Source organism: Streptomyces sp. C (genome assembly GCF_000158895.1).
Classification (GTDB): domain Bacteria; phylum Actinomycetota; class Actinomycetes; order Streptomycetales; family Streptomycetaceae; genus Streptomyces; species Streptomyces racemochromogenes.
The window spans coordinates 1,710,893-1,726,774 of the sequence record NZ_GG657750.1 but is presented as its reverse complement, the minus strand read 5'-3'; the positions used below and the strand labels follow the sequence as shown (position 1 = coordinate 1,726,774).

General features: G+C 73.4%; 14 protein-coding genes and 2 pseudogenes. 7 read left to right on the top strand and 9 right to left on the bottom strand.

Going from position 1 to position 15,882, the window contains the following annotated elements; all coding sequences use genetic code 11:
• Positions 1 to 1,172, top strand: a 1,172-nt coding sequence (locus SSNG_RS07630; protein ID WP_063749876.1) for an AMP-binding protein, incomplete at its 5' end; no start/stop codon positions are given.
• Positions 1,173 to 1,208: 36 nt separating this feature from the next.
• The gene (locus SSNG_RS07625) at positions 1,209 to 1,820 is read left to right on the top strand and encodes a TetR/AcrR family transcriptional regulator (protein WP_007263226.1); all 612 of its coding nucleotides are present in this window, start codon (positions 1,209 to 1,211) and stop codon (positions 1,818 to 1,820) included.
• 196 nt (positions 1,821 to 2,016) lie between these two features.
• Here SSNG_RS07625 and SSNG_RS07620 read toward each other — a convergent pair whose 3' ends face one another.
• Complete coding sequence (locus SSNG_RS07620; RefSeq protein WP_042800690.1) at positions 2,017 to 3,132, bottom strand: alkene reductase; 1,116 nt, start codon at positions 3,130 to 3,132, stop codon at positions 2,017 to 2,019.
• A 61-nt stretch (positions 3,133 to 3,193) separates the two neighbouring features.
• Here SSNG_RS07620 and SSNG_RS07615 point away from each other — a divergent pair.
• A pseudogene (locus SSNG_RS07615) lies at positions 3,194 to 3,580 on the top strand (MerR family transcriptional regulator).
• 367 nt (positions 3,581 to 3,947) lie between these two features.
• Here the strand turns inward: SSNG_RS07615 and SSNG_RS07610 are convergent.
• The 7 genes from SSNG_RS07610 to SSNG_RS07580 form a co-directional block, all read right to left on the bottom strand.
• Positions 3,948 to 5,165 (bottom strand): acyl-CoA dehydrogenase family protein, encoded by a 1,218-nt coding sequence (locus SSNG_RS07610; RefSeq protein ID WP_007263223.1) that lies wholly within the window; start codon positions 5,163 to 5,165, stop codon positions 3,948 to 3,950.
• 13 nt (positions 5,166 to 5,178) lie between these two features.
• Complete coding sequence (locus tag SSNG_RS07605) at positions 5,179 to 6,204, bottom strand: phosphotransferase family protein (protein WP_007263222.1); 1,026 nt, start codon at positions 6,202 to 6,204, stop codon at positions 5,179 to 5,181.
• 118 nt (positions 6,205 to 6,322) lie between these two features.
• The gene (locus tag SSNG_RS07600) at positions 6,323 to 7,234 is read right to left on the bottom strand and encodes an MBL fold metallo-hydrolase (RefSeq protein WP_007263221.1); all 912 of its coding nucleotides are present in this window, start codon (positions 7,232 to 7,234) and stop codon (positions 6,323 to 6,325) included.
• A 115-nt stretch (positions 7,235 to 7,349) separates the two neighbouring features.
• Positions 7,350 to 7,646 (bottom strand): hypothetical protein, encoded by a 297-nt coding sequence (locus tag SSNG_RS07595; RefSeq protein ID WP_007263220.1) that lies wholly within the window; start codon positions 7,644 to 7,646, stop codon positions 7,350 to 7,352.
• A 129-nt stretch (positions 7,647 to 7,775) separates the two neighbouring features.
• Positions 7,776 to 8,096: a DUF202 domain-containing protein gene (locus tag SSNG_RS07590; RefSeq protein WP_007263219.1), complete on the bottom strand. Its 321-nt coding sequence runs from the start codon at positions 8,094 to 8,096 to the stop codon at positions 7,776 to 7,778.
• Positions 8,093 to 8,491 (bottom strand): DUF202 domain-containing protein, encoded by a 399-nt coding sequence (locus tag SSNG_RS07585; protein ID WP_007263218.1) that lies wholly within the window; start codon positions 8,489 to 8,491, stop codon positions 8,093 to 8,095. Before SSNG_RS07585 ends, SSNG_RS07590 begins: the two co-directional genes overlap by 4 nt.
• 20 nt (positions 8,492 to 8,511) lie before the next feature.
• Positions 8,512 to 9,099, bottom strand: coding sequence for an NUDIX domain-containing protein (locus tag SSNG_RS07580; protein ID WP_007263217.1), 588 nt, complete (start codon positions 9,097 to 9,099; stop codon positions 8,512 to 8,514).
• Positions 9,100 to 9,186: 87 nt separating this feature from the next.
• Between SSNG_RS07580 and SSNG_RS07575 the strand changes: the two genes are divergently transcribed.
• On the top strand, positions 9,187 to 10,842 hold the full coding sequence (locus SSNG_RS07575; protein WP_007263216.1) for an FAD-binding dehydrogenase: 1,656 nt from the start codon (positions 9,187 to 9,189) through the stop codon (positions 10,840 to 10,842).
• Between the two features lie 85 nt (positions 10,843 to 10,927).
• On the opposite strand, the gene SSNG_RS07570 is transcribed toward SSNG_RS07575, so the two are convergent.
• Positions 10,928 to 11,353, bottom strand: coding sequence for an ASCH domain-containing protein (locus SSNG_RS07570; protein ID WP_007263215.1), 426 nt, complete (start codon positions 11,351 to 11,353; stop codon positions 10,928 to 10,930).
• 296 nt (positions 11,354 to 11,649) lie between these two features.
• On the opposite strand from SSNG_RS07570, the pseudogene SSNG_RS07565 reads away from it, so the two are divergent.
• From SSNG_RS07565 to SSNG_RS07555, 3 genes and pseudogenes are all read left to right on the top strand, one after another.
• Positions 11,650 to 12,602 (top strand): annotated as a pseudogene (locus tag SSNG_RS07565) (hypothetical protein).
• Positions 12,603 to 12,628: 26 nt separating this feature from the next.
• On the top strand, positions 12,629 to 14,179 hold the full coding sequence (locus SSNG_RS07560) for an APC family permease (RefSeq protein ID WP_042800689.1): 1,551 nt from the start codon (positions 12,629 to 12,631) through the stop codon (positions 14,177 to 14,179).
• A 222-nt stretch (positions 14,180 to 14,401) separates the two neighbouring features.
• Positions 14,402 to 15,847, top strand: a complete 1,446-nt coding sequence (locus SSNG_RS07555) for an amino acid permease (protein WP_007263211.1) — start codon at positions 14,402 to 14,404, stop codon at positions 15,845 to 15,847.
• Positions 15,848 to 15,882 lie beyond the last annotated feature (35 nt).

Genomic DNA, 15,882 nt, shown 5'->3' with positions numbered 1-15,882 from the left:
CGCTGCAAGTGGTGGCGGGGCCCGGCGCGGGGCGCGGGTCGGTGGTGGAGGCCGACGACTTGGTGCGCGTGGCCCGGCAGGGCCACCCCGCTCCGGCCGACCCCCGGCTCACCGCCGCCGACATCGCCCTCATCAGCTACACCTCCGGTACCTCCGGCACCCCCAAGGGCGCCATGAACCCGCACGGGGCGATCACCTACAACGCCACCCGGCAGGTCACCGGCCACCCCCTCCCCGAGGGCGCTGGGTACTTCGCGCTCGCCCCGCTCTTCCACATCACCGGCCTCGTGTGCGAGCTCGCCGCCTGCTTCGTCAACGCCGGCACCCTCGTCCTCACGCACCGCTTCCACCCCGGGGCCGTCCTCGACGCCTTCCTCGAACACCGCCCCGCCTACGCCATCGGCCCGGCCACCGCCTTCACGGCCCTCGCCGCGCACCCCGACGCCACGCGGGACCACTTCGCCTCCTTCCAGGTGCTCTCCTCCGGCGGCGCGCCGCTCCCGCCCGCCCTCGTCGAACGCCTCCGCGCCGACTTCGGGTTCTACCTGCGCAACGGTTACGGCCTCACCGAGTGCACCGCCCCCTGCGCCTCGGTCCCCGCGCACCTCGAAGCGCCCGTCGACCCCGCCACCGGCACCCTCTCCGTCGGGGTCCCGGGCGCGCAGACCCTCGTACGGATCCTCGACGAGCACGGCGCCGAGCTCCCGCTCGGGGAGGCCGGGGAGATAGCCGTGCGCGGGCCGCAGGTCGTCCCCGGCTACTGGGGGCTGCCCGACGCCACCGCCGCCGCCTTCCCGGACGGCGAACTGCGCACCGGGGACGTCGGGTTCATGGACGCCGACGGCTGGCTCTACGTCGTCGACCGCAAGAAGGACATGATCAACACCTCCGGGTTCAAGGTCTGGCCCCGTGAGGTGGAGGACGTGCTCTATACCCACCCCGCCGTACGCGAGGCGGCCGTGGTCGGCGTGCCCGACCCCTACCGCGGGGAGACGGTGAAGGCGTACGTGAGCCTGCGGCCGGGCGCCTCGGCCGGGCCGGCGGAACTCGCCGCGTACTGCGCCGACCGCCTGGCCGCGTACAAGTACCCGCGCCAGGTCGAGATCCTGCCTGTCCTTCCGCAGACCACCAGTGGCAAGATCCTGCGACGAGAATTGCGCGACCGCGGCTGAAAACAGTCGGAGGATCAGGAGAGGAAGGCGAGCGCCATGGCCGCCAGGACCACCGAGGGCCCCGAGGACGGAAACCGGGAGACCCCGGTGCCGCAGCGGCTGCTGGCCGTCGCCACCCGGCTCTTCGCCGAACGCGGCTACGACCGCACCTCCGTCCAGGAGATCGTCGAGGCGGCCGGGGTGACCAAGGGCGCCCTCTACCACTACTTCGGCTCCAAGGACGACCTGCTGCACGAGGTGTACGCGCGGATGCTGCGCCTCCAGCAGCAGCGGCTCGACGCCGTGGCCGACTCCGACGCCCCCGTCGAGGAGCGGCTCCGCGCGGCCGCGGCCGACGTCGTGGTCACCACCATCGAGAACCTCGACGACGCGATGATCTTCTTCCGGTCGATGCACCAGCTCAGCCCGGAGAAGTACAAGCAGGTACGGGCCGAGCGCCGGCGCTACCACGAGCGGTTCCGGGCGCTGGTCGAGGAGGGCATGCGCGGCGGGGTCTTCGCCACGGCCACGCCGGCCGACCTGGTGGTCGACTACTACTTCGGCTCCGTGCACCACCTGTCCACCTGGTACCGCACGGACGGCCCTCTCACCCCGCACCAGGTCGCCGACCACCTCGCCGACCTCCTGCTCCGCTCGCTGCGGCCCTAGGGGGTGTCCGCAAAGTCTCGCCTGCCCCGCGACGCCCGGCACGCGCTCTCGCCGCACCGGACGAAAGCCCAAGTACGTCCAGTACGCGGGCTTCCGCCCGGCACGCCGAGAGCACGCTGGGGGCACCTCCCAGCGGTAGCTGGGGGAGCCGCGGGGCCCGCCCTCCGGGCGGACGGGGCCACTTTGCGGACACCCCCTAGGCAAGGGCGGGGGTCAGCGCCGGGTAGTCGTTGTAGCCCTCGGCGCCCTGTACGTGCATCAGGAACTCGGGGCGGAGCGTGTTGAGCGGCGCGCCCGTGCGCAGCCGTTCCACCAGGTCGGGGTTGGCCAGGAAGCCCCGCCCCAGTGCGACCAGGTCGGCGCCCGCGGCCAGCAGCCGCTCGCCCTTGCGCATCCCCGCGTCGTCGGCGAGTTCCTCGTGGGAGAGCCGGGGGTTGGCGATCAGGGTGCCGGGCCAGGCCGCGCGGATCTCCGCGAAGAGGGGCCGGTCCGGGTTGGAGTGGACCTGGTGCAGGTAGGCCGGCCCCACCTCCGCGAGGGCCGCGACCAGCGCCGGGTAGAGCAGCTCGGTGTCGTCCTCCCGTACGCCGTTGACGTTCGTCCCGGGGGAGATCCGTACGCCGACCCGCTCCGGCCCGACGGCCTCGACGACGGCCCGGACCACCTCGACGGAGAACCGGATCCGGTTCGCGACGGACCCGCCCCACGCGTCGGTGCGCAGGTTGGTGTTCCCGGCGAGGAACTGGTGGAGCAGGTGGCCGTTGGCCGAGTGCACCTCGACCCCGTCGAAGCCCGCCTCGACGGCATTGCGGGCGGCGCTCGCGAAGTCGGCGATGGTGGAGCGGACATCCTCCTCGCTCATCACGCGGGGCGTGACGCCCTCCCGCAACCCGCCCGGGGTCTGCAGCGGCTCCGGGAAGCACACGGCGGACGGCGCGAGCGGTACGTGCCCGCTGGTGGCGGGGTGCCCTACCCGGCCGCCGTGCTGGAGCTGGAGGAACATCCGCCCGCCGGCGGCGCGCACGGCGTCGGTGACCCGGCGCCACCCGGCGATCTGGGCCGGGGTGTGGATGCCGGGGATGTGCGGGTAGGTCTGCCCGACGGCGTTCGGGGTGGTGCCCTCGGCGATGATCAGGCCGGCCGAGGCGCGCTGCGCGTAGTGGGTGGCCATGAGCTCTCCGGGCACCCCGTCGGCTCCGGCGCGATTGCGGGTCAGCGGGGCCATCACCAGGCGGCTGGACAGTTCCAGGCCGCCGAGGCGGGCGGGTTCGAAGAGGCGGGATGCGGCGGGGGTCTGTCGTGTCTGCGTCATGCCGGTACCGTAGAACCTGACACCAGTGTCAAGTTCAAGGGCGGGAGCCCGGGAGGTGGCCGTGCGGATCGGTGAACTGGCGGCGCGCACCGGGGTCGGTGAGCGTTCGCTGCGCTACTACGAGCAGCAGGGCCTGCTGGCGTCCGACCGGACGCCCGGCGGCCACCGGGACTTCCCCGAGCGGGCCGTCGACCGGGTCATCCGTTCCAGGAGCTCTACGCGGCCGGCCTGAACAGCTCCGGTCATCAGATCCTGCCCTGCATGCGCGACGACGGCGGCGGCCCCTCGGTGCGCGCCACCCCGGCTTCTGGTGGCCGAACTGGCCGGCGAACGGGACCGGATCGACCGGATGATCGGCGACCTCCTCCGCTCCCGCGAGGTCCTCGACGAGGTCATCGCGGCGGCGTCCGGCCACGCCCCGGCATCCCGGGACTCCGGCGGCGCGTGATCCGGCCCGACGCCCGATCCGGATCCGCGACCACGGAGGGCCCTGGCGCTGTCCCGCCCGTGGACGGCGGCGCCGAGCGCCGCGACCGGCACGGGTCCCATCGGGTGGGGCACGCTCTCCCTCCCCGACTCCCAGGCGACGTCCGCGGGCTCGAACGGGACGCCCGCGGGCGCGGCGCCTGCCGGTCCGGCCGCGCGCGGCTCGGCACCGGGGCCACCCCCCGGCAGGACCTGCCGCTGACCGTTCCCGACGGCGCGGACGGCGCGGACGGCGCGGAGCGGCTCCTCGCCTTCGCCGGGCGCGACCCCCACCGGTCGCTGATCCCGCACCCCGCGCCGCAGGGCGGGCCCCGCGGCGCGCGGCCGGGTCAGCCCCGGTACGGCCTCAGCTCCCGGTGCGCCAGCGAGCGCTGGTGCACCTCGTCCGGCCCGTCCGCCAGCCGCAGGGTCCGCGCCGCCGCCCACAGTTCGGCGAGCGGGAAGTCCTGGCTGACCCCGCCCGCGCCGTGCAGCTGCACCGCCTGGTCCAGGATCCCGACGACCGCGCGCGGAGTCGCGATCTTGATGGCCTGGATCTCGGTGTGCGCGCCCCGGTTGCCGACCGTGTCCATCAGCCAGGCCGTCTTCAGCACCAGCAGCCGCAGCTGCTCGATGGTGACCCGGGCGTCCGCGATCCAGTTCTGCACGACACCCTGCGCGGCCAGTTCCTTCCCGAAGGCCGTACGCCCCACCGCGCGCCGGCACATCAGCTCGACGGCCCGCTCCGCCATCCCGATCAGCCGCATGCAGTGGTGGATCCGACCCGGGCCGAGCCGGGCCTGGGCGATGGCGAAGCCGGCGCCCTCCCCGCCGATCAGGTTCCCCACCGGCACCCGGGCCCCGTCGAAGACCACCTCGGCATGGCCGCCGTGGTCGTGGTCCGCGTACCCGTACACCGTCATCGCCCGGCGCACCTCCACGCCGGGGGTGTCGCGGGGGACCAGGACCATCGACTGCCGGCGGCGCGGATCCGCGCCCTCCGGGTCGGTCTTGCCCATCACGATGAAGATCTTGCAGTCCGGGTTCATCGCCCCCGAGATGTACCACTTGCGCCCCGTGACCACGTACGAGTCGCCGTCGCGCTCGATGCGCGTCTCGATGTTCGACGCGTCCGAGGAGGCCACCTCGGGCTCGGTCATCGCGAAGGCGGAGCGGATCTCCCCGGCCAGCAGCGGCTCCAGCCACTGCTTCTTCTGCGCCTCGTCGCCGAACTGCGCGAGCAGCTCCATGTTCCCGGTGTCCGGGGCCGCGCAGTTGGTCGCCATCGGCGCCAGGTGCGGGCTGCGGCCGGTGATCTCCGCCAGCGGGGCGTACTGGAGGTTGGTCAGCCCGGCACCGTACTCGGAGTCCGGCAAGAAAAGGTTCCACAGCCCCTGTCGGCGCGCCTCGGCCTTCAGTTCGCCGAAGACGGCCGGGGTGTCCCAGGGCGAGGCCAGCCGTGCGCGCTGCTCGGCGGCGACGGCTTCCGCCGGGTAGACGTACTCCTCCATGAACGCGAGCAGCCGCCCGCGGAGTTCCTCGGTCCGGGTGTCGAATGCGAAGTCCATGCGGTGCGGCTCCTCAGCCTTCCTGGAGGGTGGTCAGTCCGTGCTCGATGAAGACCGGGACCAGTTCGCCGATCCGGTCGAAGCCCGCGCCGACCGTCTGTCCGGCCACGTACCGGTAGTGGATGCCTTCGAGGATCACGGCGAGCTTGAACCAGGCGAAGGCCGTGTACCAGGCGATCGAGGCGGTGTCCCGCCCCGAGCGGGCGGCGTACCGCTCGACCAGCTGGGCGGGCGCCGGATGGCCGGGCGCCCCGCTCGTCGTGCTGACCGGGGACTCGGACAGGCCCAGGTCGGAGCTGTACATGACCAGCAGGCCGAGGTCCGTCAGCGGATCGCCCAGCGTGGACATCTCCCAGTCCAGCACCGCCCGGACCGTGTCGCCCGGCCCGCCGATCAGGACGTTGTCCAGCCGGAAGTCCCCGTGCACCACGGTCGGCGCGGGGGAGTGGGGCAGGGCCCGTCCCAGCGCCCCGTGCAGCTCGTCGATCCCGGCGAGCTCCCGGCCCCGGGAGGCCGCGAGCTGCTTGGCCCAGCGGCGCAGCTGCCGGTCCAGGAAGCCCTCGGGCCGGCCGAAGTCGCCCAGCCCCACCTCCTCCGGGTCCACCGCGTGCAGGTCGACCAGGGTGTCCACCAGGCCCAGCACCGCCCGCCGGGTGCGCTCGGGGCCGAGCTCCGCGAGCTGCCCGGCGGTCCGGTACGGGGTCCCGTCCACGTGCTCCATGACGTAGAACGGCGCCCCCAGCACGTCCTCGTCCTCGCACAGCAGCAGCGGCTCGGGCACCGGTACGGCCGTCCCGTGCAGGGCCGAGATCACCCGGTGCTCGCGGCGCATGTCGTGCGCGGTGGCCAGGACGTGCCCCAGCGGCGGGCGCCGCACCACCCAGCGGGAGGTGCCGTCGGTGACCGCGTACGTCAGGTTGGACCGGCCCCCCTCGATCAGCCGGCCGCTCAGCGGCCCCGCCGCGAGCCCGGGCCGCGCGGCGTCCAGATGGCCGCGCAGCCTCCGCAGATCGAGGCCTCGGGGATCGGCTGGGGTCATGGCGCGCGCCTCCGTACGGGTCGACGACGGGATTCTCGGTCCGGGGCCATCATGCCGACCAGTCGGTATGCCGTCCAGTGGTCGGCCGGAAGAATCCCCCCGGCCGGCCCCGCTCAGCTCACGCGTGGCACAGGATCGGCGTCCCGCCGTTCATCACCGTCATGTCCCGCAGCACCGCCAGGATGTCCAGCGGCACCCCCTCCGGCTCCCCGGCCAGCTCCGCGTACGCCCGGTGCAGGTTCGCCACCAGCCGCTCGCTCTCCCGCCAGGCCGCGAACTCGCCCAGGTCGGCGCCCTGCGCCACCTCCAGCGGGGTCAACCCCTTCTCCCGGCCCTCCCGGGCCAGCTCGGCCACGTACCGCAGGTAGCGCTCGGTCGCGTCGTACGCGGAGGCGTCCGTCAGCGGCCCGTGCCCGGGTACGACCGTCTCCGCGCCCAGCGAGCGCAGCAGCTCCAGCGCCCGCAGCGAACCGGCGAGGGACCCCATCGCCAGGAACGGGGTGCCGCCGGCGAAGACCAGGTCACCGGTGAACACCACCCGCTGCCGGGGCAGCCACACGACCGAGTCCCCGGTGGTGTGCGCCACGCCCGGATGGATCACCCGCACCTCGGTGTCGCCGACGTACAGGGTCAGCCGGTCGCTGTACGTGAGGTCGGGCGCGGTGATCTCTATCGCCCCGAAGTCGGTCGCGGGCCAGATCAGCTCCAGCTGGTGCCCGGCGGCGAGCTGCTCGGCGCGCGCGTCGTCGTGGCCGATGATCACGGCGTCGGCGGCGAACGTGGCGTTGCCGTAGGTGTGGTCGCCGTGGTGGTGGGTGTTGACCACGGTGCGGGGCAGCGGCACCCCGGACGCCGCGACGGCCTCGCGCAGGGCCAGTGCGCGCCGTTCGGTGGCGGCGGTGTCGACGAGCAGGGTGCGCCCGCCGTCGCTGATCCAGCCGGCGTTGTTCAGGCACCAGCCCCCGTCCGGCTGGACGTAGGCGTGCACCCCGGCCGCGGGCTGGACGACGTACGGCTCTTCGACGGTCATGGACGCTCTCCCCGGATCGCTGTGACGGACGGTCAGCATCCTGTCAGCCGGGGGCCGGGCCGGGGAGAGCGGGGGCGGTCGGGGCGGCCGTTGCGGCAGGGGCCGTCAGTGGTCGTCAGTGGTCGTCGTAGTGGCCGTCGTGCTGGGCGTGCCGGTGTCCGTCGTGCAGGTAGTCGAGGTGGTCGCCGTGCGGGACCGCGTCGTGCCCGCAGCCCTCGCCGTGCCGGTGGTCGTGCTCCTCGTGCGGGGCGTGCTCGGAGGTCTCGCACTCGTCCCAGTGGCCCGAGTGCTGCCGGTGCAGGTGGCCGTCGTGCGCGTAGTCCAGGTGGTCGCCGTGCTCGACCGCCGTGTGGCCGCAGCCGGGGCCGTGCTCGTGGGAATGCGTGGGGTGTTCCTGGTGCAGGGTCGTCATGCGGCCGAGGCTAGTCCGGAACCTCCTGGGTCGCCCGTTACGTCCCCGTGGCGCGGCACTAATGGGACCGTAGGGCCATCGCATCGTCCGGCCGCCGCGCGGTCCCGCCGGACGGCCCGGCCACCCGCCTCAGACGATGACCGCCATCGCGAACACCGCCAGGCCCACCGAACACAGCACCGCCCCCAGCGCCACCCGCGGCGAGAGCCCCGGCGGCCGCGCCCCGGCCAGCTCCCGCACCCGCCGGTGCGCCACCCACAGGAAGGCCACCCAGATCAGCGCGATCACCGCCGTCGCGGCCACCTCGACCCGCGAGCCCGTCCCGTGCAGGGCCTGCCGCAGGGCCAGCACCGCCGTGACCGAGCAGGCCAGCGTCGTACGCCGCCACGCCAGCCGCGTCCGCTCGGGCTGGAGCCCCGCGTCGCGGGCCGCCGTACCGGGGCGGGTCACCGCCCGGCCGTCCAGCCCAGCAGCACGACCACCACCATCGCCGCCGCCACCAGCCCCACGCCCAGGCTCAGCACCACCGGGAACCGGGACACCGGCAGGTCCTCGCCCCGCCGCATGGCCCGCTCGCACCGCACCCAGTGGTTCACGGCCCGCAGCGCGCACGCCGCCCCCACCGCCAGCAGCGCGAAGGCCATCCCGACCCGCACCCCCCACCGCAGGTCCGGCAGGAACTGGTCCACCGCGAAGCCGCCGCCGACCAGCGCCAGCGCGGTGCGGATCCAGGCGAGGAAGGTCCGCTCGTTGGCGAGGGAGAAGCGGTAGTCCGGCGTCTCGCCCTCGTCCCGCACCCGCTCCGGTGCGAACCAGAGGCGCACGTCCTTGACGAAGTCGATCACATGGCCAATTTACGTCCCCGTCACGAACCCGGCGCGGGCTGGGTCCCGCCCCGGGCCCCGTCCCCCGGCAGGGGCCCGCCCCCGGGGAGCGCCCCGCCCTCCCGGAAGGCGCGCAGCCGCCGGTACGCCTCCAGCCCGTCCGGCACCCACGCCCAGTCCCCGCCCGCGACCCGCCGGTCCAGCTCCTCCTGCGGCAGCCAGGTGTGCCAGTCCACCTCCGAGGCCTGCGGGGCCACCGGCAGGGTGCACCGCACCTCGTGCACGTACGACCACCAGCCGCCGCCCGGACCCTCGTAGAGGAACTTGAACAGCGGCCGCGGCGCCGGCAGCCCGCTCACCCCGAGCTCCTCGCCGGCCTCCCGCAGCGCGGCGTCCGCGTACTCCTCCCCGGCGCCCAGCACCCCGCCCACGAACATGTCGTAGTGCGAGGGGAAGACCAGCTTCGACGCGGTCCGGCGGTGCACGAAGACCCGCCCCTCCGCGTCCCTGGCCAGGACGAACACGCACCGGTGCAGCAGCCCCCGGCGGTACACCTCGCCCCGGGGCGCCCGCCCGACGACCCGGTCGTCCCGGTCCACCACGTCCAGTACCTCGTCAGCGGGATCCATGGACCCATCCAACCACCGCTGTTGACTGGTTACCGCTCCGTAGCCAAGGATCTGCCCCACCACCGACCGACCGGAGGACCGGCAGGCATGACGTACGACGCTGACGTGATCGTGATCGGAGCGGGCCTCGCGGGCCTCGTGGCCACCGCCGAGCTCGTCGACGCGGGCCGCAGGGTGATCCTCCTCGACCAGGAGCCGGAGCAGTCCATCGGCGGCCAGGCGCACTGGTCCTTCGGCGGGCTGTTCTTCGTGGACTCGCCCGAGCAGCGCCGCATGCGCATCAAGGACAGCCACGAGCTCGCCCTCCAGGACTGGCTCGGCACCGCCGGCTTCGACCGGGACGAGGACGCCTGGCCGCGCCGCTGGGCCGAGGCGTACGTGGACTTCGCGGCCGGCGAGAAGCGGTCCTGGCTGCACGCCCGCGGCGTGCGCTTCTTCCCGGTGGTCGGCTGGGCCGAACGAGGCGGCTACGACGCCAATGGCCACGGCAACTCCGTTCCCCGCTTCCACATCACCTGGGGCACCGGGCCCGGCCTGCTGGAGCCCTTCGTGCGGCAGGTCCGCGCCGGGGCGGCCCGCGGGCTGGTCCGGTTCGCCTTCCGCCACCGCGTCACCGGCCTGTCGGCCACTGCGGGCGCCGTCGACACGGTCACCGGCGAGGTCCTGGCCCCCTCGGACGCCGTACGCGGCACCGCCAGCAGCCGCGAGGCGGTCGGCGCGTTCAGCCTGCGGGCCCAGGCGGTGATCGTGACCAGCGGCGGCATCGGCGGCAACCACGACCTCGTGCGCGCCCAGTGGCCCGACCGGCTCGGCACCCCGCCGGCGCGGATGCTCTCCGGGGTCCCCGCGCACGTGGACGGCCTGATGCTGGGCATCGCCGAGGCCGCCGGGGCCAGCCACATCAACAAGGACCGGATGTGGCACTACACCGAGGGCATCGAGAACTGGAACCCGATCTGGGCCCGGCACGGCATCCGGATCCTGCCCGGCCCCTCCTCGCTCTGGCTCGACGCCACCGGCAAGCGGCTGCCCGTACCGCTCTTCCCCGGCTTCGACACCCTCGGCACCCTCGACCACATCATGCGGACCGGCCACGACCACACCTGGTTCGTGCTCAACCAGCGCATCATCGGCAAGGAGTTCGGCCTCTCCGGCTCCGAGCAGAACCCCGACCTGACGGGCAAGTCCGTCCGCGAGGTGATCAACCGGGCCCGGCAGGCCGTCCCCGGACCGGTCAAGGCCTTCATGGACCACGGCGCGGACTTCATCGTGGAGCGGGACCTGACCGCGCTCGTCCGCCGGATGAACGAGCTCACCAAGGAGGACCTGCTCGACGAGGCCGCCGTCCGCCGCGAGATCACCGCCCGCGACCGGGAGATCGCCAACCCCTTCACCAAGGACCTCCAGGTGACGGCCATCCACGGGGCGCGCAGGTACCTCGGGGACAAGCTGATCCGCACCGCCGCCCCGCACCGCATCCTGGACCCCGCCGCGGGCCCGCTGATCGCCGTCCGGCTCTCGATCCTGACCCGCAAGTCCCTGGGCGGCCTGGAAACCGACCTGTCCTCCCGCGTCCTGACCCCCTCCGGCGACCCCCTGCCCGGCGTCTACGCGGCCGGCGAGGCCGCAGGCTTCGGCGGCGGCGGCGTCCACGGCTACCGCGCGCTGGAGGGCACCTTCCTCGGCGGCTGCGTCTTCTCGGGCCGCGCCGCGGGCCGCGCGGCGGCCCGGGCCGTCGGGTAGGCCCGGGCGGGCCGGTCAGCCGGGGCCCTGGCCCTGGCCCTGGCCCTGGCCAAGGCCCTGGCCAAGGCCCCGGCCATGACCTCCGTCAGGCCGCTTCCCGGACGATCCGGAAGCGCTCCGCGACCACGAGGGTGTCGTCGTCGACGGTGAAGTCCGGATCGCCCAGCCACTCGCGCAGCTGCTCGCTGTGCCAGAAGCCCTCGTGCGCCGAACGCCATTCGGCCACCGAGGCGAAACCCTCACCCTCGTCCAGCGCGTGGCGCAGGTCGACCTCGGCCAGCCGCAGCACCCGGACGTCCGTGATCTCCAGGACGACCAGGGGCTGCTCGTCGGAGTCGACCAGCACCACGCGCTCGCCCGCCCGGGGCACCGGCTCGCCCTCGGTCTCGTACCCCTTGAGCAGGCCCGTCGTCGTGGTCTTGGCGCCGCTCAGGACGGCGGCGGTCAGAGTGTCGCGCAGTTCGCCGGGGAAGCCCATCTCGAAGGGGCGCAGATCGTCAAAGCTCGTCATGCGCCCACCCTACGAACTGCCCGCCCAGGTCACACCCGCATTTCGAACCGTCACTTGCGTCCCAACTCGCCCCTTCTGCTCACCAGTTGAAACGCGCCACCCAGTGGACCGGACCTTGACGCGGAGCTGTGCCTACCGGTTTGCTGTGCGTGATCATCCGGACTGACCACCGGACCGATCGAGCCGCGCCGCCGGCACCCCACGCGTACCACCGAACCGACCGCCCCACCCGTGCCCCCGTGCGTACACCCGCGTACGCAGTCCACCCGCGCCCGCGTCCTGGAGGGAACCCGCGGATGTCCCCGCCTCCGCCGCCCCTCGGCCGCGCCCGCAAGCGGGACGCTCCAGCTCTTCGACCCCGCCCTGTGCGACTCCGAGCTCGTCGACGTCCAGAGCCAGTTCACCCAGGAGCCGCTGAGCCAAGGCCCGCGCCCTCCTCGTCGCCACCGGCGACGACTGGGACCGTCGCGGCCACCGCCTCGTCGTCCTCGCCGAGACCCCCGCGGCCACCGCCTGGGCCGGCGAATGGCTGCTCGCCGAACCCGACAGCGCCGACGCCGCCACCCTCCTGGCCTGCGCCGCCGTCTCCACCGCCCTGCGCGGCAAGGGCAGCCCCGAAGCCGCCGACGCGGCCTGCCGCCGCGCGGCCGCGCTGCTCCCCGCCGACCCCACCCCCTGGCTCGGCCTCCTCATGCTCGCCCGCGCCTTCGGTACGGAGGAGGAGTTCAGCCGCCACTTCGACCAGGTCCGGGCCCGCCACCGCGAGCACCACCACGCCCACCACCTCATGGTCGCCAAGCTCGCCGAACGCACCCCCGCCTCCGGCCACGACCCGCTCCACGAGGTCTACGACTTCGCCGCCTGGGCCGCCGAGGAGTCCCCGGCCGACTCCCCGCTCGCCGTCCTGCCCGTGATCGCCCACGCCGAGCGCTTCCGCGTCCTCGCCGCCGCCCGCGGCAGCGCCACCGCCGCTGCCGCCGCCGAGCACTGGACCGGACGCCGCGCCCGCCAGGTGCTGCGCTCGGCCTTCGACTGGTGGCTGGAGTGGGAGCGCGAGGACCACCCCCGCAACCGGGTCGACCTCAACTTCCTCGCCCACGCCAAGCTCTGCGAAGGCCGCCCCGCCGAAGCGGCCGCCCTCTTCCACCGCATCGGCAGCCATGCCACCCGCGCCCCCTGGTCCTACCCGGACCGCGACCCGCACAAGGCCTTCCTCGCCGCGCGCAGTGCCGCGCTCGGCACCGCTTGACCAGTCACCCCCGAAAGGACCCTGCCATGCCGACGGGCAGATCCACCACGCTCCCAGCCGACTCCGCGGCCGAGATACGCACGTACAAGGGCCAGGACCGCGCCCTGCGCGCGGACCGGCTCGGCACCGCCGGACTGCTGCTCTCCGTCCTCGCCGCCAGCGCGCCCCTGATGGTCGTCGCAGGTGTCATGCCCACGATCTTCGGGGTCATGGGCATCGTCGGCCAGCCGCTGCTGTTCGTCATCCTCGGTGTCGTCCTCGCCCTGTTCGGCATCGGCTACGCCGAGATGAGCCGGCACGTCCACAACGCCGGCGCCTTCTACGCCTACATCGCCCGCGGCCTCGGACCCACCGCCGGCGCCTCCGCCTCCCTCGTCGCCCTCGTCGCCTACAGCGCCATGCAGGTCGGCGTCTACGGCATCCTCGGCTTCGAGATCTCCGGCCTCTTCGCCACCTACCTCGACACCCGGGTCGCCTGGTGGATCCCGGCCCTGATCGCCGTCGCCGCCACCGGCGCCCTCGGCTGGCTCAAGATCGACCTGAACGCCAAGGTGCTCGGCGTCCTGCTCCTCATCGAGTGCGCCCTCGTCGTCGTCTTCGACGCCGCCGCCCTCGGCAAGCCCGGCCCCGAGGGCCTCTCCCTGGACGCCTTCGACCCGGGCACCCTCGGCGGCGCCGGCCTCGGCACCGCGCTGTGCTTCTGCATCGCCGCCTTCGTCGGCTTCGAGCAGTCCCCGGTCTACGCCGAGGAGACCAGCAAGCCGCACATCGTCGTCTCCCGCGTGATGTTCCTCGCCATCGGCTTCGTCGCCCTCTTCTTCGCCCTCAGCGCCTGGGCCCTCTCCGTCGCCACCGGCCCCGCCGGCATCGTGAAGGCCTCCGCCGAGGCCGGCCCCGGCCTGCTCTTCGAGCTCACCCAGAACCGCCTCGGCGCCGCCTTCACCGACGTCCTGCACGTGCTCTTCGTGACCGGCATGTTCGCGGCCATGCTCAGCTTCCACAACGTCGTCGCCCGCTACGCCTTCGCGATGGGCCGCGAGGGCCTGCTCCCGGCCCGCTTCGGCCGCACCAACCCGGGCACCGGCGCCCCCGCCACCGGATCCCTCCTGCAGACCGTCGTCGCCGCCGTCGTCGTCCTCGTCTTCGCCGTCACCGACTCCGCGCCGACGGGCGACCCCACCGCCCCCGTCCTGCACCTGTTCACCTGGATGGGCAGCGTCGGCGCCCTCGGCGTGACCGCCCTGATGGCCGCCGCCTCCTTCGCCGTCATCGCCTTCTTCGTCCGCCGCGGCACCGCCGGCGCCCAGATCTGGCGCCTCGCCGCAGCCGGCCTGGCCGGCCTCGCCCTGGTCGGCATCGTCGTCTACACCGTCAAGGACTTCGCCGTCCTGGTCGGTGCCCAGCAGGGCTCCGCCCTGAGCTGGGCCCTGCCCGCGATCATCGCCGTCGCCGCCCTGGGCGGACTGGTCCACGGGCTGGTCCTGAAGTCCCGCCGCCCCGAGGCCCACGCCCGGATCGGCCTGGGCAACGAGGCCTTCCGCCTCGACCAGGCCGCCGACGCCGCACCGGGCGCCTGACCGCCCGCAGTCCTCGTATTCGTACCCCTGGGAAGCCCCCGGAGACCGTTTCCATGGTCGCCGGGGGCTTCCGCGTTCGGTGGCCGATTTTGGCGGGTAGCGGAGGCACGTGGTCTCCTATGGCGACAAAATCACCGGAACCGCGATACGGGGGAAACCACCCAGCTCCCCCGCGCGCGGATGCCGGACCTGCCTGACCGAACCACGAAGGCGAAGTCCCACATGAGTGATCGCACCTTGGCCGAGGCCCCCGCCGAGCCGTCCCGCCGTCCCGTCGACGCCGGTGACGAGGGCTACAGCAAGGACCTCAAGTCCCGCCACATCAACATGATCGCCATCGGCGGCGCGATAGGCACCGGCCTCTTCCTCGGCGCCGGAGGCCGCATCGCCGGCGCCGGCCCCTCCCTGGCCATCGCCTACGCGGTGTGCGGCGTCTTCGCCTTCTTCGTGGTCCGGGCGCTCGGCGAGCTCGTCCTCTACCGCCCCTCCTCCGGCGCGTTCGTCTCGTACGCGCGCGAGTTCATGGGCGAGAAGGGCGCCTACACGGCCGGCTGGCTGTACTTCCTCAACTGGTCCACCACCACCGTGGCCGACATCACCGCCGCCGCGACCTACGCCCACTTCTGGTCGCTGTTCACCGACGTCCCCCAGTGGCTCCTCGCCTTCATCGCCCTGGCCGTCGTCCTCACCGCGAACCTGATCTCGGTGAAGTACTTCGGCGAGATGGAGTTCTGGTTCTCCCTGGTCAAGGTCGCGGCCCTCACGCTCTTCCTGCTCGTCGGCATCTACCTCGTCGCCACCAGCCACGACATCGGCGGCAACACCCCGGGCCTCGCCAACATCACCGACAACGGCGGCATCTTCCCCTCCGGCGTCCTGCCGATGCTCCTGGTCATCCAGGGCGTGGTCTTCGCGTACGCCTCCGTCGAGCTCTGCGGCGTCGCCGCCGGCGAGACCGAGAACCCCGAGAAGATCATGCCGAAGGCGATCAACTCGATCATGTGGCGCGTGGGCGTCTTCTACGTCGGCTCCGTGGTTCTGCTGGCCCTGCTGCTCCCGTACACCGCCTACTCGGCCGACCAGAGCCCCTTCGTCACCGTCTTCGACAAGCTCGGCATCCCCGGCGCCGCCGGCATCATGAACCTGGTCGTCCTGACCGCGGCCCTGTCCAGCCTGAACTCCGGCCTCTACTCCACCGGCCGGATCCTGCGCTCGATGGCCATGTCGGGTTCCGCCCCCAAGTTCACCGGCGTCATGAACAAGGGCAAGGTCCCCTACGGCGGCGTGCTCTTCACCGCCGCCTTCGGCGTCGCGGGCGTCGGCCTGAACTACTGGATGCCGGGCGAGGCCTTCGAGATCGTCCTCAACCTGGCCTCCATCGGCATCCTCGGCACCTGGGCCATGGTCATGCTCTGCTCGCTGTTCTTCTGGCACCGCTCGAAGAACGGCCTGGTCGAGCGCCCGTCCTACCGCCTGCCCTGGGCCCCGTACACGCAGATCGTGACCCTGGTCTTCCTGGTCGCCGTCCTGGTGCTGATGTGGTGCGACGGCGGCGTCGGCCGCACCACGGTCATGTTCCTCCCGGCGATCGCCGCCGCCCTCGTCGGCGGCTGGTTCCTGGTCCGCCGCCGCGTCACCGAGCTCGCGTCCGCCAACGCCGCCGACTGACCCGGTCCGCCCGTACGAGAGGGCCCCCGGGCCGG

Coding starts and splice junctions, on each gene's coding strand:
- SSNG_RS07625 (WP_007263226.1), top strand. CDS start 1,209: ATGGCCGCCAGGACCACCGAGGGCCCCGAGGACGGAAACCGGGAGACC.
- SSNG_RS07620 (WP_042800690.1), bottom strand. CDS start 3,132: ATGACGCAGACACGACAGACCCCCGCCGCATCCCGCCTCTTCGAACCC.
- SSNG_RS07610 (WP_007263223.1), bottom strand. CDS start 5,165: ATGGACTTCGCATTCGACACCCGGACCGAGGAACTCCGCGGGCGGCTG.
- SSNG_RS07605 (WP_007263222.1), bottom strand. CDS start 6,204: ATGACCCCAGCCGATCCCCGAGGCCTCGATCTGCGGAGGCTGCGCGGC.
- SSNG_RS07600 (WP_007263221.1), bottom strand. CDS start 7,234: ATGACCGTCGAAGAGCCGTACGTCGTCCAGCCCGCGGCCGGGGTGCAC.
- SSNG_RS07595 (WP_007263220.1), bottom strand. CDS start 7,646: ATGACGACCCTGCACCAGGAACACCCCACGCATTCCCACGAGCACGGC.
- SSNG_RS07580 (WP_007263217.1), bottom strand. CDS start 9,099: ATGGATCCCGCTGACGAGGTACTGGACGTGGTGGACCGGGACGACCGG.
- SSNG_RS07575 (WP_007263216.1), top strand. CDS start 9,187: ATGACGTACGACGCTGACGTGATCGTGATCGGAGCGGGCCTCGCGGGC.
- SSNG_RS07570 (WP_007263215.1), bottom strand. CDS start 11,353: ATGACGAGCTTTGACGATCTGCGCCCCTTCGAGATGGGCTTCCCCGGC.
- SSNG_RS07560 (WP_042800689.1), top strand. CDS start 12,629: ATGCCGACGGGCAGATCCACCACGCTCCCAGCCGACTCCGCGGCCGAG.
- SSNG_RS07555 (WP_007263211.1), top strand. CDS start 14,402: ATGAGTGATCGCACCTTGGCCGAGGCCCCCGCCGAGCCGTCCCGCCGT.